The sequence below is a fragment of the Micromonospora sp. genome, from assembly GCF_048594385.1.
Lineage (GTDB): Bacteria > Actinomycetota > Actinomycetes > Mycobacteriales > Micromonosporaceae > Micromonospora > Micromonospora wenchangensis.
The window spans coordinates 1-21,719 of record NZ_JBMDWU010000047.1 but is presented as its reverse complement, the minus strand read 5'-3'; the positions used below and the strand labels follow the sequence as shown (position 1 = coordinate 21,719).

The 21,719-nt window shown below is 73.3% G+C and carries 20 protein-coding genes and 1 pseudogene; 16 read left to right on the top strand and 5 right to left on the bottom strand.

What is annotated here, in order from left to right; translation table 11 throughout:
- From ssd to ACOJTC_RS01975, 7 genes and pseudogenes are all read left to right on the top strand, one after another.
- Nucleotides 1-579, top strand: a 579-nt coding sequence (gene ssd, locus ACOJTC_RS02005; RefSeq protein WP_420115509.1) for a septum site-determining protein Ssd, incomplete at its 5' end; no start/stop codon positions are given.
- Entirely contained in the window at nucleotides 576-1,781 is a 1,206-nt protein-coding gene (locus tag ACOJTC_RS02000) for a TadA family conjugal transfer-associated ATPase (protein ID WP_420115508.1), read from the top strand. The genes ssd and ACOJTC_RS02000, both read left to right, overlap by 4 nt.
- The gene (locus tag ACOJTC_RS01995; RefSeq protein ID WP_420115507.1) at nucleotides 1,778-2,593 is read left to right on the top strand and encodes a hypothetical protein; all 816 of its coding nucleotides are present in this window, start codon (nucleotides 1,778-1,780) and stop codon (nucleotides 2,591-2,593) included. The genes ACOJTC_RS02000 and ACOJTC_RS01995 overlap by 4 nt, the downstream gene beginning before the upstream one ends.
- Nucleotides 2,593-3,318 carry a type II secretion system F family protein gene (locus ACOJTC_RS01990; RefSeq protein ID WP_204925798.1) on the top strand — a complete coding sequence of 242 codons (726 nt, stop codon included), beginning with the start codon at nucleotides 2,593-2,595 and terminating at the stop codon, nucleotides 3,316-3,318. The genes ACOJTC_RS01995 and ACOJTC_RS01990 overlap by 1 nt, the downstream gene beginning before the upstream one ends.
- Nucleotides 3,319-3,343: 25 nt before the next feature.
- On the top strand, nucleotides 3,344-3,511 hold the full coding sequence (locus ACOJTC_RS01985) for a DUF4244 domain-containing protein (protein WP_204925799.1): 168 nt from the start codon (nucleotides 3,344-3,346) through the stop codon (nucleotides 3,509-3,511).
- A pseudogene (locus ACOJTC_RS01980) lies at nucleotides 3,508-3,852 on the top strand (TadE family type IV pilus minor pilin); the annotation flags it as partial. The gene ACOJTC_RS01985 and the pseudogene ACOJTC_RS01980, both read left to right, overlap by 4 nt.
- Nucleotides 3,853-4,073: 221 nt before the next feature.
- The gene (locus ACOJTC_RS01975) at nucleotides 4,074-4,511 is read left to right on the top strand and encodes an Rv3654c family TadE-like protein (protein ID WP_420115506.1); all 438 of its coding nucleotides are present in this window, start codon (nucleotides 4,074-4,076) and stop codon (nucleotides 4,509-4,511) included.
- Nucleotides 4,512-4,701: 190 nt separating this feature from the next.
- Here ACOJTC_RS01975 and ACOJTC_RS01970 read toward each other — a convergent pair whose 3' ends face one another.
- The 3 genes from ACOJTC_RS01970 to ACOJTC_RS01960 form a co-directional block, all read right to left on the bottom strand.
- A complete protein-coding gene (locus ACOJTC_RS01970) occupies nucleotides 4,702-5,280 on the bottom strand; it encodes a hypothetical protein (RefSeq protein ID WP_088643463.1) in 579 nt (192 codons plus the stop codon).
- Between the two features lie 128 nt (nucleotides 5,281-5,408).
- A complete protein-coding gene (locus tag ACOJTC_RS01965) occupies nucleotides 5,409-5,612 on the bottom strand; it encodes a hypothetical protein (RefSeq protein ID WP_204925801.1) in 204 nt (67 codons plus the stop codon).
- A gap of 170 nt (nucleotides 5,613-5,782) precedes the next feature.
- Nucleotides 5,783-8,188, bottom strand: coding sequence for a DEAD/DEAH box helicase (locus ACOJTC_RS01960; RefSeq protein ID WP_420115505.1), 2,406 nt, complete (start codon nucleotides 8,186-8,188; stop codon nucleotides 5,783-5,785).
- A 132-nt stretch (nucleotides 8,189-8,320) separates the two neighbouring features.
- On the opposite strand from ACOJTC_RS01960, the gene ACOJTC_RS01955 reads away from it, so the two are divergent.
- The 7 genes from ACOJTC_RS01955 (at nucleotide 8,321) to ACOJTC_RS01925 (ending at nucleotide 17,456) form a co-directional block, all read left to right on the top strand.
- Entirely contained in the window at nucleotides 8,321-8,677 is a 357-nt protein-coding gene (locus ACOJTC_RS01955; protein ID WP_204925803.1) for an STAS domain-containing protein, read from the top strand.
- The gene (locus ACOJTC_RS01950; protein ID WP_204925977.1) at nucleotides 8,677-9,111 is read left to right on the top strand and encodes an ATP-binding protein; all 435 of its coding nucleotides are present in this window, start codon (nucleotides 8,677-8,679) and stop codon (nucleotides 9,109-9,111) included. Before ACOJTC_RS01955 ends, ACOJTC_RS01950 begins: the two co-directional genes overlap by 1 nt.
- Before the next feature lie 316 nt (nucleotides 9,112-9,427).
- On the top strand, nucleotides 9,428-11,788 hold the full coding sequence (locus ACOJTC_RS01945) for a sodium-translocating pyrophosphatase (protein ID WP_420115504.1): 2,361 nt from the start codon (nucleotides 9,428-9,430) through the stop codon (nucleotides 11,786-11,788).
- 106 nt (nucleotides 11,789-11,894) lie between these two features.
- Complete coding sequence (locus tag ACOJTC_RS01940; RefSeq protein WP_420115503.1) at nucleotides 11,895-12,437, top strand: hypothetical protein; 543 nt, start codon at nucleotides 11,895-11,897, stop codon at nucleotides 12,435-12,437.
- Nucleotides 12,428-13,030: a hypothetical protein gene (locus tag ACOJTC_RS01935; RefSeq protein ID WP_372444598.1), complete on the top strand. Its 603-nt coding sequence runs from the start codon at nucleotides 12,428-12,430 to the stop codon at nucleotides 13,028-13,030. The genes ACOJTC_RS01940 and ACOJTC_RS01935 overlap by 10 nt, the downstream gene beginning before the upstream one ends.
- Nucleotides 13,031-13,470: 440 nt before the next feature.
- Nucleotides 13,471-16,323: a type I DNA topoisomerase gene (topA, locus tag ACOJTC_RS01930; protein WP_420115502.1), complete on the top strand. Its 2,853-nt coding sequence runs from the start codon at nucleotides 13,471-13,473 to the stop codon at nucleotides 16,321-16,323.
- A gap of 146 nt (nucleotides 16,324-16,469) precedes the next feature.
- Nucleotides 16,470-17,456, top strand: coding sequence for a DUF559 domain-containing protein (locus ACOJTC_RS01925; protein ID WP_420115501.1), 987 nt, complete (start codon nucleotides 16,470-16,472; stop codon nucleotides 17,454-17,456).
- Between the two features lie 87 nt (nucleotides 17,457-17,543).
- Here ACOJTC_RS01925 and ACOJTC_RS01920 read toward each other — a convergent pair whose 3' ends face one another.
- On the bottom strand, nucleotides 17,544-18,851 hold the full coding sequence (locus tag ACOJTC_RS01920) for a D-arabinono-1,4-lactone oxidase (protein WP_420115500.1): 1,308 nt from the start codon (nucleotides 18,849-18,851) through the stop codon (nucleotides 17,544-17,546).
- A gap of 225 nt (nucleotides 18,852-19,076) precedes the next feature.
- Between ACOJTC_RS01920 and ACOJTC_RS01915 the strand changes: the two genes are divergently transcribed.
- Complete coding sequence (locus tag ACOJTC_RS01915) at nucleotides 19,077-19,652, top strand: TetR family transcriptional regulator (protein ID WP_420115499.1); 576 nt, start codon at nucleotides 19,077-19,079, stop codon at nucleotides 19,650-19,652.
- A 114-nt stretch (nucleotides 19,653-19,766) separates the two neighbouring features.
- Here ACOJTC_RS01915 and ACOJTC_RS01910 read toward each other — a convergent pair whose 3' ends face one another.
- A complete protein-coding gene (locus ACOJTC_RS01910) occupies nucleotides 19,767-20,975 on the bottom strand; it encodes an amino acid deaminase/aldolase (protein ID WP_420115498.1) in 1,209 nt (402 codons plus the stop codon).
- A 277-nt stretch (nucleotides 20,976-21,252) separates the two neighbouring features.
- Between ACOJTC_RS01910 and ACOJTC_RS01905 the strand changes: the two genes are divergently transcribed.
- Nucleotides 21,253-21,719 (top strand): MFS transporter (locus ACOJTC_RS01905; protein WP_420115510.1); only part of this gene is annotated, 467 nt, incomplete at its 3' end.

The following is a 21,719-nucleotide window of genomic DNA, read 5'->3' as shown; positions in this document are numbered from 1 at the left end:
GTGCTCGGCTGGGAGGACCTGGACGGACTGCGCTGGCCGTCGCTCACCGACGCCGACGGTCGGGTCGACCCGCCGGCCCTGGTCCGTGCCCTGCCGCACCGGGGCGACCTGGTCGTCCTCTCCTGGGACCGGGGCGAGCCGCTGGCCCTACCCGCCCCGGCGATGGCCGCCACCCTCGACGCCGCCCGCCGGGGTCGGGACTTCGTCGTCGTCGACCTGCCGCGCCAGCTCGACGACGCGGCCGTGCTCGCCCTCCAGGCCGCCGACCAGACGTACGTGGTGGTGCCGGCCGAACTGCGGGCGACCGCCGCGGCAGCCCGGGTGGTCGCGGCGACGGCTCCGCACTGCGCCGCCCTGGGGGTGATCGTCCGGGGTCCCGCCCCCGGCCGGCTGCGGGCGGCCGAGGTGGCCCGTGCCCTCGGGCTGCCGCTGGCCGGCACGCTGCGCCCCGAGCCGGCCCTGTGCCGGGGGCTGGAACGCGGCGAGGCACCGGCCGCCGCCGGTCGGGGACCGCTCGCCGCGCTCTGCCGTCAACTGGTCACCGACCTGACCGGACTGCCCGTGCCGGGTGCGGCGTGACCGGGCGACCCGAGGAGTTCGCCGCCCGGGTCCGGCAGCGAATGGCCGACACGACCACACCTGTCACCCCGGCAGCGATCGTCTCCGCCGTACGCGCCGAACCGTCCGCCGCCGTCCTCGGTGACACCGCCGTGCTGCGGATCGCCGACCGGGTGCACGACGACCTGGTGGGTGCCGGGCCACTCGCCCCGCTGCTCGCCGATCCAGACGTCACCGACGTGCTCGTGAACGGGCTCCGGGTCTGGGTCGACCGGGGTGCCGGGCTGCACCAGGTGGCGGTGCCGCTCGGCACGGTCGACGACGTACGCCGGCTGGCCCAACGGCTCACCGCTGCGGCCGGGCGTCGGCTCGACGACGGCTCGCCCTGCGCGGACGCCCGACTGCCCGACGGCACCCGGCTGCACGCCGTGCTGCCGCCGGTGGCGACCGACGGGCCCTACTTGTCGCTGCGCACCTTCCGGCACCGGCCGTTCACCCTCGACGAACTGGTCCGGCAGGGCACCGTGCCGCAGCAGGTCGCACCGGTCCTCGCCGCGGTGGTGGCCGCCCGACTGGCCTACCTGGTCACCGGCGGCACCGGATCGGGCAAGACCACCCTGCTCAACACGATGCTCGGCCTGGTGCCGACGACGGAACGCATCGTGCTGGTCGAGGACGCCGCCGAACTGCACCCGGTGCACCCGCACGTGGTCGGTCTCCAGGCCCGGACGGCCAACGTGGAGGGCGCGGGCGTGATCGGGTTGAGCGAGCTGGTCCGGCAGGCACTGCGGATGCGTCCCGACCGGCTGGTCGTCGGCGAGTGCCGGGGTGCCGAGGTGGTCGACCTGCTGGCCGCGCTCAACACCGGCCACGATGGAGGGGCGGGGACCCTGCACGCCAACACCCCGGCCGACGTGCCGGCCCGGCTGGAGGCGCTCGGGTTGCTCGGTGGACTCCCCCGGGCGGCACTGCACGCACAGGTCACCGCCGCGCTCCAGGTGCTGGTCCAGGTACGTCGGGGCGCTGACGGCCGGCTGCTGGAGTCGATCTGCCTGCTGCTGGCCGACGGCCCCGACCGGCTGGTGACGGTGGTGCCCGCCTGGGTACGCGGGCAGGGCGTCGGTCCGGCCGGGCCCGGTCTCGCGATCCTGCTCCACGACCGGGGAGTGCCGGTGCCACCCCTGCTGCGGGCACCCCGACCCGATGCGACGGGGCGGGCATGACGTCGCCGTTGTGGCTGGTCGCGGCACTACTGACCGGCGCGGCCCTGGTGGTCGCCTGGCCGGTACGCAGCAGCCGACGCCGCCGCCGCAGCGTGCTCCCCGCACCGCGACACCCTGTGGCGGAGCCTGTCGACCCCCACCGGCCCGCATCCGGTCGACGGCTGCTGACCCGGCTGGTGTCCGGCCCGCCGAGGAGGGTCCTGCTGTTGGCCGGTCTCGTCGGTGCCGGTACGGGTGGCCTCGCCGCCGGGCCGGTCGCCGCGTTCCTCCTGGCCGGCTACGGGATGCTCGGGGCACGTGCCGTGCACCGGCGGCGGCTCGCCGGGCAGGTCGGCCGGGAACGTCGCCGCCACCTGGACCGGCTCGGGGCACTCGCCGCCGACCTGCGGGCCGGCCTGCCCGTTCCCCGTGAAGCCGCGCCGAGCCCGGAACCCGGGGCGGCGGGTCCGGACGACGACCCGGCCGGGACGGACCGGCTCGCCCGGCTGACCCGGTCGGCGGTCCGGCTCGCCGACCGGACCGGAGCGCCCCTGGCCGAACTCCTCGAACGCGTCGAGGCCGACGCGCGGGCGTTCGACCGGGGCCTGGCCGGTGCCGCCGCCCAGGCGGCAGGGGCCAACGCCACCGCGCTGCTGCTGGCCGCGCTTCCGCTCGGCGGCATCGCCCTCGGCTACGGCATCGGCGTCGATCCGCTGGCGGTGCTGCTGCACACCCCGGTCGGGGCCGGCTGTGCCCTCGTCGCGATGGGTCTGCAGGCCGGCGGGTTGCTCTGGGCCGAGCGGCTGGGCACCGTCCCCGGTGGAGGCGGGTGATGTCTCCGAATCACCTGTCGGCCGGTTGCCTGGTCCTGGCCGCGTTACTGGTCGCGGTGCGCGGCAACCGGGCCGGCCGGCGGTGGAACGGCCTGACCGGGCGGCGTGCCGACCGGAGCCGGCCGGGCTGGTGGCCGGACCGGATACGGCTCGGGGCCGCCCTGGCGGGTGTGGCGGTCCTGCTGCTGGTAGGCGGTTGGCCCGGTGTGCTGGGCGGCACGGTGACCGCCCCGGTGGCGGACCGGTTACTGCGACGGATCACCCCGCCCGCAGTGCGGAAGCGCCGGTTTCGGGAGGCCGCTGACCTGCCGCTCGCCGCTGACCTGCTGGCGGCGGCGATGCGGGCCGGCGCCCCGGTGGACCGGTCGGTGCTCGCGGTGGCCGACGCGTTGGACGGCCCACTGGCCGCCCGCCTCGCTCGGATCGGGCGGACGCTGCTGCTCGGCGGCGAGCCGTCGGAGGCGTGGGCCCACCTGGCACCGGTGCCCGGGGCGGACCGGATGGTGGCCGCCGCACTGCGCTCGTCCCGCAGCGGGGCGGCGTTGGCCGGTGCCCTCGGTCGCGTCGCCGACGATCTCCGGGCCGACCGCTCCACGGCGGCGGAAGCGTCCGCCCGGCGGGCCGGCGTGCTGATCGTGTTGCCGCTGGGCCTGTGCTTCCTGCCGGCCTTCATTCTCGCCGGCCTGGTGCCGGTGATCGTCGCCGTCCTCGGCGATGTGCTGTGACCCAACATCGAGAAAGGAACGAACGATGCGCAAACTCCTCAGCCGGCTGCGTGGGGACGCGGGGATGAACACCGCCGAGTACGCCGTGGGCACCCTCGCCGCCGTCGCCTTCGCGGGCATCCTGCTCAAGGTGCTCACCTCGGGCAACGTGCAGGCTGCACTGACGGCGGTCATCGACCGGGCGTTGAAGTGAGACCGCGCCGGCCGGCCGGTCGGGACCGGGGCTCGTTCACCGCCGAACTGGCGACCGGTCTGCCGGCGCTGCTCCTGCTCCTGTTCGCCGGAATCACCGCCGTCGACGCGGTCACCACGAAGGCGGCCTGCCTGGATGCGGCCCGGGAGGCGGCGCTCGCTGCCTCCCGGGGCGAGGACGGGACCGGCGCGGGCACCCGGATCGCACCGGAGGCGGCGGACGTGTCGATCGTGGTGCGCGAGGGGCGGGTCACCGCGACGGTCCGCGCCCCGGTCCGCGCGCTCGGTGCCCGGCTGCCCCGACTCACCGTCGAGGCAGGCACGGTCGCCGCCGTCGAACCCGGTGCACCACAGCCCGGTGCACCACAGCCGGTCATGTGGGAACTGCCCACGCCGGAGCCGGGCCCACCGCAACCGGAGGCACCCCAGCCGGGCACGCCGAGACCTGGCGCACCCCAGCCCGGAATGCCGCAACCTGGCGTAGGGGAACCGGCCGTACCAGTCCTGGACGCGCGAACCCCGGATATGCCCGTCCCGGATGAGGGTGGACCTGGGGCGGGCGAGTGGGGAACCGGCCCGTGAGCCGCGACTGCCGGCCCCAGCGCGCTACTCGCCGAGTCGGGGTGCCGGGTCCCGGAGGGGAGAGGCCCGGTGGCGTCGCCGACCGGGGTGGGGCCACCGTGCTGGTGCTCGCCATCGGCCTGGTCTTCGTCCTGGTCGGGCTGTTCGGGGCGGCGATCGGCGCGGCCCGGCTGGCGCGGCACCAGGCCCGGGTCGCTGCCGACTTCGGTGCCCTCGCGGGGGCCGGCGTTGCGCCGCAGGGTGCCGGGGTGGCCTGTGCGACCGCCGACGAGTTCGTCCGCGCCAATGCCGCCCGGCTGGTCACCTGCCGGGCGGACGGGCTCGATGTGGTGGTGACGGTCGAGGTGGCGGTCACCCCGCTGCCAGGGCTGCGGCGGTACGCCACCACCACCGCCCGCGCCGGCCCGGTCCGGGGCTGACCGGTCCGTGGTTGATTGGTCTGAGCGCGGTCCGGTGCTGAGGCCGGTCGGATCGTGCCGGCCCGCCCCGCAACAAGGCGTGCCGGCCCGCCCCGGAACAAGGTTGACCGTCCCCGCCCCGAAGCAGGTCGGGCCGGCCAACCTGGGAGCAGGATGGACCGGCCCGACCCGCAACCGGGCGGCGGGTGGCTCAGCGGCCCTGGAGCGCGTCCAGACCGATGGCCATGGCGATCACCAGTCGCCTGTCGATCTGCGGGTGCGGCACCTCGACGACGTAACGGTCCCGCAGCCCCCACTTCTTGATCACCGAGAACACCGGCTGACCACCGGCGGTGAAGTCGAAGTGGTACGGCAGCCAGGACAGCGAGTCGACGAACCGGCGGAGCAGGGCCACCGGCATGCTGCGCTCCTGGCCGGTCATCGGCGGCAGGCCGGCCTGCTCGACGTGCCAGGTCGAGCGGAGCAGCGACTGGGCGAAGTCCTTGCGGAACAGCCCGATCGGTGTGCCGGCGTGATCGGTCACGTCGTACGTGGCACCGAGGTCGAGCCGCTGACGGGCCTTGAAACCGAGCAGCGGGTGCTGCTTGGAGTCGTCGGAGTAGATCGTGACCTGCTCCTTGAAGGCGAGCCGCTTCTGCTGCGCGAACGCCAGCAACTCGCCCTCGGTGCCGTCCGCCGCCACCGCCCGGACCTCGTACTGGTTGACCATCATCCGGATCCGCTGCCGGACGTGGAACTGGTGCTGTGCCTGCAAACTGTCCAACTGCATGAGAACTCCTCCGAAGGGTGCGCCGGAGTCTCGCACAACCCCACGACCAGCGCCCGCTGTTGCCAGTCGGCCACCCCCGTCGGCGCCCGGCGTCGCCGGGCGGCCGCCCCACGAGCAGAGCGCCCGCGTCAGCGTCCGTCGGCGGTCGCCTTGAGCGCCCAGGTGTTGAGCACCTGGTGGATTCCCCGCAGCCGCTCGTTGATCTGGTCCAGGCGTTCCGCCTGGGCCAGGCCGGCCAGGGCGGCACCCAGCGCGATCAACTGGTCGGGGGTGAGATTGTCCTGGTCGATCGTGTAGAGCAGGTCGACGGTCTCGGCGATGGTGTCGGCCACGGCTTCTCCTCCGGGTCGGCATGAACGGCAGGGTCGGCGGTGAGGGGCACTTCCGATTATCGATGGAAGCGCTCCCATGCATCAATGCCCAGATGTCGTTCCGCTCAAGCACGATCCCGGGAGTCAATGGCGGCCCGCCCCACGCAGTGAGACCGCCGGCCGGGTCTCCGCTAGCGGTCGGCGGGGCCGGGCTGGGCGGGCGCGGTGGTGGCGGACAGGTTGGCCAGGACCACGTCGAGGACCCGGACCGCGCCCGACTTGGACAGCGGGTTGTTGCCGTTGCCGCACTTCGGGGACTGGACGCAGGACGGGCAGCCCGACTCGCAGCCGCACTCGACGACGGCGTCCCGGGTGGCACCCAGCCAGGCCGCCGCCGTCCGGTAGGCCCGCTCGGCGAAGCCGGCCCCGCCGGGATGGCCGTCGTAGACGAACACGGTGGGTGCCTCGGTGTCCGGATGCAGGGCGGTGGACAGCCCGCCGATGTCCCACCGGTCGCAGGTGGCCATCAGCGGCAGCAGCCCGATCGCGGCGTGCTCGGCGGCGTGCAACGCCCCCGGCACGTCCGCCGGCTCGACCCCGGCCGCCGTCAACGACTGCGGGGAGAGCGTGAACCAGACCGCGACGGTCCGCAGCTCCCGGGCCGGCAGGTCCAGCGGGCGGGTGTCGATCACCTCGCCGGAGGCGATCCGGCGACGCTGGTAGGAGACCACCTGACTGGTGACGTCCACCTCGCCGAGGAAGAGCCCGACCGGGCCGGCGTCCCGGTACGAGCGGACCGACACCACCGAGAGCGAGGTGACGTCCCGGGCGTGGGTGGACCAGTCCGGCTCCTCGGCGTGCACCAGCGCGCACCCGTCGTCGAGGTCCAACGCGTCGACCACGTACGAGACGCCCTGGTGCAGGTAGACCGCCCCCGGGTGGACGAGGAAGTGCGCCGAGCCGCCGTCGACGGTGCCGAGCAGCCGCCCCGTGGACGCCTCCACCACGCAGATCGGTGCCCCGCCCTGGCCGCGCAGGTCGATCTCGGGACGTTCCCGGTGCCGCCAGTACCAGCCGGTGGGCCGCTGCCGCAGGTCACCGGCCTGCACCAGCTCGTCGACGGCCTCCTTCGCCCCGTCACCGAACAGTTCCAGGTCGGCCGGGGTGAGCGGGGACTCGGCGGCGGCGCAGGCGAGCTGCGGGGTGAGCACGTACGGGTTGGCCGGGTCGAGCACCGTCGCCTCGACCGGGCGGCCGAACAGCGCCTCCGGATGGTGCACCAGGTAGGTGTCGAGCGGATCGTCCCGGGCCACCAGCACGGCGAGTGCCTCGTCCCCGGAGCGCCCGGCCCGGCCGGCCTGCTGCCACAGCGACGCCCGGGTGCCCGGCCAGCCGCAGATCAGCACCGCGTCCAGCCCGACCAGGTCGACGCCGAGTTCCAGCGCGTTGGTGGAGGCCAGCCCGAGCAGGTCGCCGTGGAGCAGGGCCCGCTCCAGTTTCCGGCGTTCCTCCTTCAGGTACCCGGCCCGGTAGGCGGCGACCCGCTCGCCGAGGCCGGGCACCGCCTCGTCCAGCGCCCGGCGGGCGTTCGCGGCGACCACCTCCGCGCCACGCCGGGACCGGACGAAGGCGAGCGTGCGTACCCCCTCGGCGACGGTGTCGGCGAGCAGGTCGGCGGTCTCCCGCAGCGCCGACCGGCGGACCTGGGTCAGGTCGTCGGGGGCGGCTCCGACGCCGGCGATGGCTCCGACGTCGGCGGGCGGCGGCAGCAGCGGCGGTTCCCAGAGCGCGAAGGTGACCCCGCCGCGCGGCGAGGTGTCCTCGGTGACGGCGGTGACGGGCACGCCGGTGAGCCGTCCGGCGGTCGCCGCCGGGTCACCCGACGTCGCCGACGCGAGCAGGAACACGGGGGTACGGCCGAACTGCGCGCACCGGCGGCGCAGCCGGCGCAGCACGTGCGCCACGTGCGAGCCGAACACGCCCCGGTAGGTGTGGCACTCGTCGACGACCACGTACGTCAGCCGGCGCAGGAACCCCGACCAGTGGGTGTGTCCGGGTAGCAGGCCGTGGTGCAGCATGTCCGGGTTGGTCAGCGCGAACCGGGAGTGCCGGCGGATCCACTCCCGTTCGGTGCGCGGGGTGTCCCCGTCGTAGGTGGCGGGGCGTACCCCGTCGAGGTCGAGGCCGGCGACGGCGCGGAGCTGGTCGGCGGCGAGGGCCTTGGTGGGGGCCAGGTAGAGCACCGTGGCCCGGGGATCGGCCAGCAGCGTGGCCAGCGTCGGGAGCTGGTACGCCAGGGACTTGCCGGACGCGGTGCCGGTGGCCACCACGACGTGCTGCCCGGCGTACGCCAGCTCGGCGGCCTCGGCCTGGTGCCGCCAGGGGGCGGTGACGCCGCGTCGGGCGAACGCCGCCCGTAGCTCCTCGGGGGCCCACTGCGGCCACGGCGCCTGCTGCCCGGCGCGGGCCGGCACCCGCTCGACGTGGGTGACCGGGTCGACCGGGTGGCGGGTGCGCAGCCGGTGCAGCAGCTCGGCCGGGCCTCGCCCGGTGCCGGGGCCTGCGGTGGCGGTGGCTGCGGGGTTCACGTCCTGCACTCTCGCACTGGTGTTCGGTGCTGAACAACCGGGCCGGTGGGTATGGAGGAGTCGCCGCCGGTGACCTCGTCAGGCCGTCCGGCGGGGATGGTTAGATGCCCAGGAGAGTTTACGGCTCTCGGAGGAGGACTGATGGAGCTGTCGCTGGCGACCCGCACCGTGGGGGAACACACGGTGCTCGAGGTCGGCGGTGAGGTGGACGTCTACACCGCACCCCGACTGCGCGAACGGCTCCTGGAGTTGATCGACGGCGGTGCCCGGCGGGTGGTCGTCGACCTGGGGCGGGTGGACTTCCTCGACTCCACGGGCCTGGGTGTGCTGGTCGGTGCCCTGAAGCGGCTGCGGTCGGCCGGGGGGTCGTTCGCCCTGGTCTGCGACAAGGAGCCGCTGCTGAAGATCTTCCGGATCACCGCCCTGGACCAGGTCTTCCCCCTGCACCCGACGGTGGACGCGGCGATCGCCGCCGACCCCACCGTCCCCGGCGCGTGATGGCGACGGTCCGGCTCTCCTTCTCGCCGGCGCCGGTGCACGTGCGCACCGCCCGCCTGGTCGGTGTGGCGGTGGCCCGTCGGGCCGGGGTCCGGGAGGATCTGCTCGACGAGGTACGTCTGGCGATCGGTGAGGCGTGCACCCGGGCGGTCGCCCTGCACCACCAGTACGGGTTGGCCGACCCGGTGCTCGTGGAGATGTCCGACTCCGGAGCGTATTCGGTGCGGGTGGTGGACCGGGCGCCGATCGAGGCGGGGCTGGGTCTGGCCGCGTTGAACGCCGACGAGTTGGCCAACGAGGCGTTGACCGACGAGGCGCTGACCACCGGGGTGGGCTTCGCGCTGCTCGCCGGTTTCGTGGAGGACCTCCAGGTGCGGCCGGTGGCCGAGGGCATCGGGACCGAGGTCCGGATGGTGTGGCCGGTCGGTCGCTGATTGTCACTGTACGTATGCGAGGTCGTGACCCTTGGTGGGTCGCGGCCTCGCAGTGTTGATGGCCTCCTATATCAGATTTTTCCTCATAACACAGTTACAGAGATCATCCGAACACGGCGTCCCCCAGGTGTGACCTCCAACACTGGGCAGGGCTACAGTCTGTGAGTTGTCAGTACGTGATCGTTCCCGCAGCCAGCGGATATGGATGTTGATCATCTTCCGTGGCGGCGGGTTCGGAGCACGTGCGCCACCGCATCCAGGCGTCGGCCATACGTCCACTGGCCGGCGCGACAGTGTTCGGTACAGGAGGACATAGATGTCCGGGACCTTGGCCGCCGAAGGCGGCGCGCTGTCCCTCACCGGAGAGAACGTGACGTACGTCGTCATCGCCGCGGTCATCGCGCTGGTGGCACTCGTCTTCGCCGCCGCCTTGACCAAGGCCGTGCTGGCAGCCGGTAAGGGCACCACCAACATGCAGGAGATCTCCGGCGCGGTGCAGGAGGGCGCCTCCGCCTATCTGCTCCGGCAGTTCAGGACGTTGGCGATCTTCGTGGTCGTCGCCGTCGTGCTGCTCTTCCTGCTGCCGGTGCACGACACCGACGGCAGCGAACTGGCGGTGAAGATCGGCCGGTCCGCGTTCTTCGTGGTCGGCGCCCTGTTCAGCGCGTTCATCGGCGGTGCCGGGATGTGGCTGGCCACCCGCGCCAACCTGCGGGTCGCCGCCGCGGCCCGGGAGGCGGCCGGCGGCCGGGAGGCCGCCATGAAGATCGCCTTCCGGACCGGCGGCGTGGTCGGCTTCCTCACCGTCGGCCTCGGCCTGTTCGGCGCGGCGCTCGTGGTCATGCTGTTCAAGGGCGACGCACCGACCGTGCTGGAGGGCTTCGGCTTCGGTGCCGCCCTGCTCGCCATGTTCATGCGGGTCGGCGGCGGCATCTTCACCAAGGCCGCCGACGTCGGCGCCGACCTGGTCGGCAAGGTCGAGCAGGGCATCCCCGAGGACGACCCGCGCAACGCCGCCACCATCGCCGACAACGTGGGCGACAACGTCGGCGACTGCGCGGGTATGGCCGCCGACCTCTTCGAGTCGTACGCGGTGACGCTGGTCGCCGCGCTGATCCTCGGCCGCGCCGCGTTCGGCGAGGACGGTCTGGTCTTCCCGCTGATCATCTCCACCATCGGGGTCCTGATCGCCATCGTCGGGGTCTTCATCACCCGGCTGCGTCCCTCCGACCGCAACGGCCTGACCGCCATCAACCGGGCCTTCTACCTCTCCGCCGTGCTCTCCGCGGTGCTGGTCGCGGTCGCCGCCTTCCTCTACCTGCCGGCCAGCTTCGGCGAGCTGGAGGGCGGGCTCACCGGCGTCGACCAGAACCCCCGCGTGGTCGCCATCGGCGCGGTCGTCATCGGCATCGTGCTGGCCGCCGCCATCCAGGCGCTGACCGGCTACTTCACCGAGACCAACAGGCGTCCGGTGCAGGACATCGGCAAGAGCTCGCAGACCGGCCCGGCCACCGTCATCCTCGCCGGCATCAGCGTCGGCCTGGAGTCGGCGGTCTACTCGGCGCTGCTGATCGGCGCCGGGGTCTTCGGCGCGTTCCTGCTCGGCGGCAGCTCCATCACCCTGTCGCTGTTCGCGGTCGCGCTGGCCGGCACCGGCCTGCTCACCACCGTCGGCGTGATCGTCGCGATGGACACCTTCGGCCCGATCTCCGACAACGCGCAGGGCGTGGCCGAGATGTCCGGCGACATCGACGAGAACGGCGCGCGGATCCTCACCGAACTGGACGCGGTCGGCAACACCACCAAGGCGATCACCAAGGGCATCGCGATCGCCACCGCCGTGCTCGCGGCCACCGCGCTGTTCGGCTCGTACACCGACACGCTGCGCACCGCGTACTCCGACGCGGGCGTCGGGGACGTCGGCAGCGAGATCCTCAACGCGCTCAACGTCGCCAACCCGCGCAACCTGGTCGGTCTGATCATCGGCGCGGCGGTGGTCTTCCTCTTCTCCGGGCTGGCCATCAACGCGGTGTCCCGCTCGGCCGGCGCGGTGGTGATGGAGGTCCGCCGGCAGTTCCGTGAGCTGCCCGGCATCATGGACCGCACCCAGCGCCCCGAGTACGGCAAGGTCGTCGACATCTGCACCCGGGACGCGCAGCGCGAGCTGATGACCCCCGGCCTGCTGGCCATCCTCGCCCCGATCGCGGTCGGCTTCGGCCTCGGTCCCGGCGCGCTGGCCTCCTACCTGGCCGGGGCGATCGGGGCGGGCACCCTGATGGCGGTCTTCCTGTCCAACTCCGGTGGCGCGTGGGACAACGCCAAGAAGCTCGTCGAGGACGGTTCCTACGGCGGCAAGGGCTCCGAGTCGCACTCGGCGACGGTCATCGGCGACACCGTCGGCGACCCGTTCAAGGACACCGCCGGCCCGGCGATCAACCCGCTGCTCAAGGTGATGAACCTGGTCTCGCTGCTGATCGCGCCGGCCGTGGTGGCCTGGAGCGTCGGCGACGACCGGAACACCCCGCTGCGCCTGACGGTCGCGGTGGTCGCCACCCTGATCGTGGTCGCGGCGGTGGTGTTCAGCAAGCGCAAGGGCGTCGCCATGGACTCCACCCCGGACGGTGGCGGCACCGGCACGGGCAACGACCCGAAGCGGGTCGAAGCCGCCAACGCCTGAGTCACGACGCGGCGGGTCCCCGGTCCCACGGGGGCCCGCCGCGTCGGGCGGTGCACCCGAAACCTGACCGCTGGCGCAATCGCCCGGAGGCCGTACGCTGCAACGCATGCGTACGTGTCGGGCGGGTGACGCCGGGAAGCTCACGGCGGTCCTCGTCACGGTCGTACTCGTCGTGGCCGGGTGCGGTGGCGGGCCCAGCCCCCGGGTCTGGGCGGCGTCGGTCTGCGAGGCGCTCACCCCGTGGCGGGCCGAGATCAGCAAGCTCACCAGCAGCACCCACCAGCAGATGACCGCGCAGACCACCCCGGCGCAGGCGAAGGAGAACCTGGTGCGGCTCTTCGGCGGCGCCGAACAGGCGAGCGAGACGGCCCGCCGCCGGATCGCCGACGCGGGCATCCCGGAGACGGACCACGGCGACGAGGTGTCGAAGGGGTTCCGCACCTCCCTGGCGAAGATCAGGGACGCCTACGGCCGCGCCGGGGACACCATCGACGCCCTGGACACCACGCGGGCCGCCGCCTTCTACGACGGCGTCCAGGCCGCGGTGGACACGCTCAACCGGGAGTACGACGCGAGCGCGCTGGACACCGGGCGGCTCAACTCGACAGAACTCAAGCAGGCCTTCGACGAGGTTCCGGAGTGTCGCTGAGGCGTGCCGACCCGCCCGGGGAACCGGGGCGTCAGCTGTCGCTGTTCGGCACCGAGGCGGCCGATCCGTCCGTCGCCGACCTGGCCGGGCTGCTCGCCGGCCCGGGGGAGGTGCACCGGATGGGCCGTACCGCCCGGTTGTCCGTCGGGGTGGACGCGGCCTGGCGGGTGCACGTGCTCGTCGACGAGTTGGCCCGGCGGGGGCTCGCGGCGGGCTGGGAGTCGACCGGGGAGCAGCGTTACGTCGTGCGGACCCCGTACCTGACCACGCTGGCGCCGTTGGCGACGGCCTGGCTGGCCGGTGGGGTGAAGCGGCCGCCGCCCCGGTTCCACCTGCACGGTCGGCGGCTGCGGCTGTGGCTGGCCGCCGCCGGGGCGGCCGACGACGCCGGGCTGCTGCTGCGCCTCGACCGGCGCGACGAGCCGTGGTGGCCGGTGGTGCGGGCGGCGCTCGCGGTGGTGGGCCTGCCGGCGGCGCTGCTGGAGGTGGAGGCGGGCGGCCCGGCGTACCGGATCGGTGGGCGGCGGCTGGCCCGGCTGGCCGAACTGGTCGGCGACCGCCCGCCGGCCGCCCCCGCCGACCTCTGGCCGTGACCGCCCGCCCGGGCCCGCCGGCCGCCCGGGGGCCGGGTGGTGATCGGCTCTACGGGGGCTGTTGCGGTATCGGAGCGACCGGATGCCGCCACTTCGGCCCACTGGAGTCGATCAGCCGAGACCGGCCGGGCGTCCGATCATGGACGGTATCGCGGAGAGTATGCTAGTCGTCTCACTCTGTGAACACCTGGGTTCGCCCAGGTCGGAGGGCCGGCGTCGTCACCGTGGCCCACTTCGGGGCCTACCCACGGTGTACGGTGGCGCCGTCCGGTCACTGAGGCCGCGCGGCGCCGGCGGTGCCGCCGCGCGGACGCTGTTTGCCGCCCCCGGGACCCGGAACCGGGGCGGCGCGTTACGTTGGACATCCGGACCGACGGTGGTCCGGCGGGCGCAACACGGCCCGAAACGGGCCTGGAGCAGGAGCGAGGTCGGGGAGAGACGTGCCGAGCAGAGCTGGAACCACCCGTCTGGTCATCGTCGAGTCACCGGCGAAGGCCAAGACGATCTCGGGCTACCTCGGCCCGGGGTACGTCGTGGAGGCCAGCTTCGGCCACGTCCGGGACCTGCCCCGCAACGCCGCCGACGTGCCGGCCAAGTACAAGGGTGAGTCGTGGGCCCGGCTGGGGGTGGACGTCGACAACGGCTTCCACGCCCTCTACGTGGTCTCGGCCGACCGTAAGCAGCAGATCAGCAAGCTGGTGAAGCTGGCCAAGGAGGTCGACGAGATCTTCCTGGCCACGGACGAGGACCGCGAGGGCGAGGCGATCGCCTGGCACCTGGTGGAGACCCTCAAGCCCAAGGTGCCGGTCAAGCGGATGGTCTTCCACGAGATCACCAAGCCGGCCATCCAGGCGGCGGTGGCGAACCCCCGCGAAATCGACCGCGACCTGGTCGACGCCCAGGAGGCCCGGCGCATCCTCGACCGGCTCTACGGCTACGAGGTCTCCCCGGTGCTGTGGAAGAAGGTCATGCCGAGGCTCTCGGCGGGCCGGGTGCAGTCCGTGGCGACCCGGATCGTGGTCGAGCGGGAGCGCCAGCGGATGGCCTTCCGCACCGCGGAGTACTGGGACATCCTCGCCACCCTCGCGGTGGCCAACCCGGGCGAGGGCCCGCGTACCTTCAACGCCACCCTGGTCGCGCTCAACGGTGACCGGATCGCCACCGGCAAGGACTTCGAGCCGACCACCGGCCGGGTGCGGCCCGGCGCGGGCGTGGTGCACCTCGACGAGAGCGGGGCGCGGGGCCTGGCGGCCCGCCTCGACGGGCGGCCGTTCACCGTCACCCGGGTCGAGGAGAAGCCCTACCGCCGTCGCCCGTACGCGCCGTTCATCACCTCGACCCTCCAGCAGGAGGCGGCCCGCAAGATGCGGTTCTCGTCGCAGCAGACGATGCGCACCGCGCAGCGGCTCTACGAGAACGGCTACATCACCTACATGCGTACCGACTCGGTGAACCTGTCGGAGACCGCCATCGCGGCGGCCCGCCGGCAGATCGTCGAGCTGTACGGCGAGCGCAGCGTGCCGCCGGAGCCGCGCCGCTACACCGGCAAGGTGAAGAACGCCCAGGAGGCGCACGAGGCGATCCGCCCGGCGGGGGACAACTTCCGCACCCCCGGCGACGTGGCCAAGGAGCTGTCCGGCGAGGAGTTCAAGCTCTACGAGCTGATCTGGCGGCGGACCATCGCCTCGCAGATGACCGACGCGGTCGGCTCCAGCGTCTCGGTGCGCATCCGGGCGGTCTCCGCCGCGCAGGAGGAGGCGGACTTCGGCGCCACCGGCAAGACCATCACCGACCCGGGCTTCCTGCGGGCGTACGTCGAGTCCAGCGACGACGAGAACGCCGAGGCCGAGGACGCCGAGCGTCGGCTGCCCACCCTGGTCAAGGACCAGCCGTTGACCGCCGACGAGCTGGCCGCGCAGGGCCACCACACCCAGCCGCCGTCGCGCTACACCGAGGCGTCGCTGGTCAAGGCACTGGAGGAGCTGGGCATCGGCCGCCCGTCGACGTACGCGTCGATCATGCAGACGATCCAGGACCGGGGCTACGTCACCAAGCGCGGCCAGGCGATGATCCCGACGTTCCTGGCGTTCGCGGTGATCGGGCTGATGGAACGGCACTACCCGCGCCTGATCGACTACGACTTCACCGCCAGCATGGAGAACGAGCTGGACGAGATCGCCGGGGGCGACCACGCCGCCGTCGACTTCCTCACCGCGTTCTACTTCGGCAGCAGCAACGGCACCGGGGACCAGGCCATCGCCCACGCGGGCGGGTTGAAGAAGCTGGTCACCGAGAACCTCAGCGAGATCGACGCGCGTAGCGTCAACTCGATCCCGCTGCACACCGACGACGAGGGGCGCGAGGTCGTCGTCCGGGTCGGTCGGTTCGGGCCGTACCTCCAGCGGGCCCTGCCCGGCGAGCAGCCGGCACCGAAGGCCGACGGCGAGGAGGGCGGCAGCCAGGGCGACCGGGCGCCGATCCCGGAGGGGTTGGCCCCCGACGAGTTGACCCCGGAGAAGGTGCACGAGCTGTTCCTCGGCGGGGGCGGCGAACGCAAGCTCGGCGACGACCCGGCCACCGGGGAGCCGATCGTGCTCAAGTCCGGCCGGTTCGGCCCGTACGTCGCCAGCGGCGAGCGCAAGTCGTCGCTGCTGCGCACGCAGACCCCGGACTCGCTCACCCTCGACGAGGCGTTGAAGCTGCTCAGCCTGCCCCGGGTGATCGGGGTCGCCCCGGACGGCGCGGAGGTCGTCGCCAACAACGGCCGCTACGGCCCGTACGTCAAGCGCGGTGACGAGTTCCGCTCGCTGGACTCGGAAGACAAGATGTTCACCGTCACCCTCGACGAGGCGCTGGCCCTGCTGGCCGCCCCGAAGACCCGCCAGCGTCGGGCCGCCGCGCCCCCCCGGCGCGAGATGGGCGGCGACCCGCGGACCGAGAAGCCACAGGTGATCAAGGCCGGCCGGTTCGGGCCGTACGTCACCGACGGGGAGTTCAACGCGTCGCTGCGGCGCGGGCAGACCCCGGAGGAGCTGACCATCGAGCAGGCGTCGGAGATGCTGGCCGAGAAGCGGGCGAAGGGCCCGGCCCCGAAGAAGGCGGCGGCGAAGAAGGCCCCCGCCAAGAAGGCGGCGGCCAAGAAGGCCACGGCGACCAAGGCGACGACGGCGAAGAAGACCGCCGCCGCGAAGTCCACGGCCGCCAAGAAGACGACCACCGCCACGACCACGACGGCGAAGAAGACCCCGGCCAGGAAGGCCGCCCCCCGCAAGGCCACCACCGCCGCCGAGTAACCCACCCGTCCCCCAGCCACCCCGGTCGCTCGCCGACGCGGTGGATCTTGGAGGCAAACGGCCCCTCCGGGGGCCGATTCTCTCCAAGATCCACCCGTTGTCCACAGGGGCTGCGCGTGACGGGTGCTGGTGGGCAGTGTGCGGGGGTGACGGTTCGAAGGGGTACGGGGTCCGGTCCACGGGTACGGGCGGGTGCGGGGCTCCGGCGGGCGCTTCCCGCCGACGACGCGGACGAGTTGACCTGGCTGCGCTTCCGACAGGAGGACGTGATCAGCCTGGCCCAGGCATCCCGGTACCTGTCCCGCAAGGCGATCCGGCACCGGGTGGAGGCGGGACGGTGGCGGCAGGTCCACCGGGCGGTGTTCGTGACGCACAACGGTCCCGTAGACGCCGGACAGTTCCGTTGGATCGCCGTGCTGGCTGCCGGGCCGCACGCCGTGCTGGGTGGCCTCAGCGCGGCCCAGGCCGGCGGTCTGCGCGGTTTCCGGGCCCGCCCGGTCGACCTGTTGCTCCCCGCATCGTCCCGCCGCGACGTGCTGCCGCCGGGGGTACGCGTGCACCGGACCACCCTTCTACCCCCGCAGGACGTGCTCACCGTCGGGCAGCCTCCCCGTACCAGGCCGGCGCGGTCGGTCGTCGACGCGGCCCAGTGGGCGGCAGGTGACGACGAGGCGCGCGCCATCGTCGCGGCGGCCTTCCAGCAGCGCCTGGTGACGGGCGGGGAGGTACACGAGGTGCTGGCCCGGCTGCCGTGCCTGCGCCGCCGGGCACTGGTGACCGCGATCGTCACCGATGCCGCAGGCGGCTCCCACTCACTCGGTGAGCTGGACTTCCTCGACCTGACCCGCCGGGCCGGCCTGCCGGCTCCGACCCGGCAACAGGTCCGGTACGACCCGGCCGGCCGACGCCGCTACCTCGACGCGTACTTCGCCCAGTGGCGGGTGCACGTGGAGATAGACGGAGGACAGCATCTCGACCCGGCCCACGCCTGGGCGGACATGCGACGGCAGAACTCTCTCTGGATCGAGGGAGACCGGGTGCTCCGCTTTCCGGCCTGGGCGTTGCGGGCCCGCCCCGACGAGGTCGTCGCCCAACTCCGTGCCGCCCTGCGCACGGCCGGCTGGCCCGGCTGACCGACCCCGCCCCGTGCGTCCACCAGATCTTGGAGGGAAAGTGCCCCCGCAGGGGCCGTTTCTCTCCAAGATCGTCGTGAGGGCGGGTCAGGGGCCGAGGATGTGGTCGAGGTGGGGGTTGGTGAGGACCCGGCCGGGGTCGAGGCGGGCCCGCAGATCCTGGAAGTCGGCGAACTTCGGGTACACGGTCGCCAGGGAGGCCGCGTCCCGATAGTGCAGCTTGCCCCAGTGGGGTCGGCCGCCCAGCCCCGCTGCGACCTCCTCGAAGGCCCGGAAGTACGGCTCGTAGGGCATGCCGACGTACTGGTGGACGGCGAGGTAGGCGGAGTCGCGGCCGTAGCCGTGGGACAGCCAGATGTCGTCGGCGGCGGTGAACCGCACCTCGACGGGGAAGAGCACCTTGAAGGGCAGCCGGTCGACGAGGCGGCGCAGTTCCGCAAGCGCCTGCGGCAGGGCGGCGCGCGGGATGCCGTACTCCATCTCCACGAAACGGACCCGGCGCGGGGTGCAGAAGACCGTGTCGGAGCGGCCGGTGTAGGTGCGTTCGGTGAGCGCGCGGGCGGAGACCGCGCTGATCGTGGGCACCAGCGTCGGGACGGCCCGACCCAGCCGGCAGGCCCCGGCGAAGACGGTGTTGGCGAGGAGTTCGTCGTCCAGCCAGCCCCGCCAGCGGGGCAGCGGCCGGTCGTCGGCGGGCACCCGGTCGTTGGTCTTGAGCTGCACCCGGTCGGTGTACGGGAACCAGTAGAACTCGACGTGGTCGTGCCGGCCGATGAGACCGGACAGGTCGCCCAGCACCTCGTCGAGCGGGGCGGGGCGTTCGTGTGCGCGTAGGGTGAACGCGTCGACGCAGCGCAGGGTGACCTCGACGAGCACGCCGAGCGCCCCCAGGCCGACCCGGGCGGCGGCGAAGATGTCCGGGTGTTCCTCGGCCGAGCAGTGCAGCACCTCGCCGGTGCCGGTGACCAGGGTGAGCGCCTCGACGAAGGTGGACAGGCAGCCGTACGCGGCACCGGTGCCGTGGGTGCCGGTGGAGATCGCCCCGGCGATGGTCTGCGCGTCGATGTCGCCCAGGTTGGGCATGGCCAGGCCGTGCCCGGCGAGCCGCGCGTTGAGCGCCCGCAGGGTCGTCCCGGCGGGCACGGTGACCAGCCGGGCGTCCCGGTCGACCCGGACGCCGGAGTCGAGGGCGGACAATTCCATCCGCCGGCCGTCGGTCAGGGCGATGGGGGTGAACGAGTGACCGCTGCCGACCACCCTGATCCGCTCGCCCGCGCCCGCCGCGTCCAGGACCGCCTCGGCTGTGTCCTCGACGGTGGTAGGGCGCAGGATGGCGGTGGCGACGCTGCGTTGGTTGCCCGCCCAGTTGGACCAAGCGGTGGTGGTACCGGCCATCGGCGCTCCTCGACATGAACGTGAACTGCCTTCATATCAGGAACGTTGTGCCTGGTAAATACCGCAATCGAGGTCCGCTCGTTGTACCGGTAGTCACGGCCTCGTGACATGTGGATATGTTCTTCCGTCGAAGGGGGGTGGCGTCGAGTGTCCACACCAGCCGCCACGACCGGGCCGCTGCGCCGCGTTCCGGTGCAGGGTCGAAGTGTCGCGCGCGTCCAACGGATGTTGGACGCCTGTGCCGAGCTCGTCGACGAGGTGGGGTACGAGGGGTTGACCACCACGTTGCTCGCCGAGCGGGCCGAGGTGGCGATCGGGTCGGTCTACCAGTTCTTCCCGGACAAGCGGGCGATAGTCCAGGCGTTGACGCTGCGCACGATGGAGTCCTACCTCCAGCGGCTCGACGAGCGCTTCGCCTCCGACGACCTGACCCACTGGTGGGACGGCGTCGACGCGGGTATCGACGAGTACATCTCGATGCACCGGACGGTCCCGGGCTTCCGGACCCTGCACTTCGGTGACGTCGTCGACCTGCACCTGCTCGACGAGCAGCGGGACAACAACGGGGTGATCGCCGACCAGTTGGCCCGGGTGCTCACCGAGCGGTTCGGCATGGTCGACGAGCCGCGGCTGCGGTTCTGCCTGGAGATCGCCGTCGAGGCCGCCGACGCCCTGATCAAGCTGGCGTTCCGCCGCAAGCAGGAGGGCGACGAACGGGTCCTCGCCGAGGCCAAGGCGCTCATCCGGGAGTACCTGCACCGGCACGTCGAGGCCCCGACCGAACCCGCCGCCCAGTCCTGACCGACCGGCCCTGACCGACCGCCCCGGCCGGCCCGCGAAGCCGCCCCGGGGCCGGCCGCAGCCGGTTCCCGTGCCGTCGACGGCCGGCCCGGGACCGGCACCGCGAGGGGCGGATCAGAGGAAGGCGTGGCCCTCACCCCGGTAGGTGGGCACCGTGGCGACCACGCTGTCCCCGTCGACCAGGTGCAGGTCGTTGACCCGTTCGCAGAGTTCGCCGGCCTTGGCGTGCCGGAACCACACCCGGTCGCCGATCCGCAGGGCGGCTGCGGCGGCGCCGGTGAGCGGGGTCTGCACCTCGCCCGCGCCCTCGGTGCCGACGAGTTCCAGCCCGGCCGGCAGCCACGGCCGCGGCAGCCGGCTCGTCGCCGCCGGTCCGGAGGCGATCCAACCGCCGCCGAGCACGGTGGCGATCTCCGGCGTCGGGCGGCGGACCACCGAGCAGGCGAAGAACGCCGCCGGGGTCGGCCGCCAGGCGCGGTAGGCGTCGAACAGCGTCGGGCCGTACAGCCCCGAGCCGGCGGTGACCTCGGTGACCGAGGGGTCGGCGCTGGTGGCGGCCACGCTGCCGGTGCCACCGCCGTTGACGAATTCCAGGTCGGCGTGTTCGCGGACGGCGGCGACCGCCGCACCCCGTCGGGCCAGCAGTTCCCGGTACGACCCGCGCTGGGCGATCCGGATCGCGGCGCTGAGCGCGGCCTGTCCGGGCGGGGCGTCCCCGAGCCCGGCGATCTGTGCCTCGTACGACATCAGGCCGACCAGCCGGAAGCCCGCCCGGCGGGCGACGGCGGCGGCGAGCGCGCCGGCCGCCCGCGCGCTGTGCACCGGCGAGCGGCGGACCCCGACGTGCACCCGGCCGCGCAGGGGTCGCCAGGAGGCGTCGAGGTCGAGGCAGACCCGGATCTCGGGTCGGCGGCCCGGGGCGCACACCGTGTCGATCAGGTCGAGCTGCTCGGTGCTATCGATCATGAGGGTGACCGCCGCGGCGAGCTGCGGATCACCGGCCAGGGCGGCGAGCGCCCCCCGGTCGGCGGTGGGGTACGCCACGAGCGCGTCGCCGGTCGCGCCGGAGCTGACCAGCCAGTTCGCCTCGGCCAGGGTGAACGCCATCACGCCGGCCCAGCCGGCCCGGCCGAGCGCCCGGTCGAGCAGGTCGCGGGACCGGATCGACTTGCTGGCGGCGCGGACCGGCTTACCGGCGCTGCGCGCGGCCAGTGCGGCGGCGTTGGCGTCGAAGGCGGTGAGGTCCACCACGGCGTAGGGCGGGTCGAGGTGGGCGGTCGCCTTGTCGAGGCGTTCGCGCAGGGTGTCGCTGTCGATGGCCACGAATGCACGCTAACTGTCCGGACGGCAATGCGAAATACCCTCACGTCCTACCGGGCTGCGGACGGTGGCGTCAGCGGCCTAGGCTCGGCGAGCAGGAGAATGTCGCCGGTGGGGAGGCCCCCACCGGGTCTAGAGTGTTGCACCGGGACTGCCCAGTGTTGGGCCGGCGCGTGGAGGTACGGCCATCGAAAGCCAGCAGAACGGCGAGTCGTCCGGCGCGTCGTCGTCCGGGCCCGCCGGAGCCGCCGCCCAGACCGACCGGTCCGGAGCGGCGGCGATCCGGTCCGTGCTGCGCATCCGGCCGTTCCGGCGGCTCTGGATCGTCCTCGGCGCAGCCTCCTTCGGTGACTGGCTCGGTCTGCTCGCCACCTCCGTCTTCGCCGCCGCGCAGGGCTCCGGCAGCACCGCCCAGGGGGCGGTGTTCGGTGGCGTGATCGCCATCCGGCTGCTCCCGGCGCTGGTGCGGGGGCCGGTGGCCGGGGTGCTCGCCGACCGGTGCGACAGGCGCTGGACGATGGTCATCTGCGACCTGCTGCGCTTCCTGCTGTTCGCCTCGATCCCGCTGGTCGCGCTGCTCGGCGTCCGGGGCGGCGTGGTGGTCACCTGGGCGGCGATCGCCACCTTCCTGATCGAGTCGATCACCCTGCTCTGGATCCCGGCCAAGGAGGCCGCGGTCCCCAACCTCATCCCGCGCGCCCGGCTGGAGACCGCCAACCAGCTCACCCTGATCACCACGTACGGCCT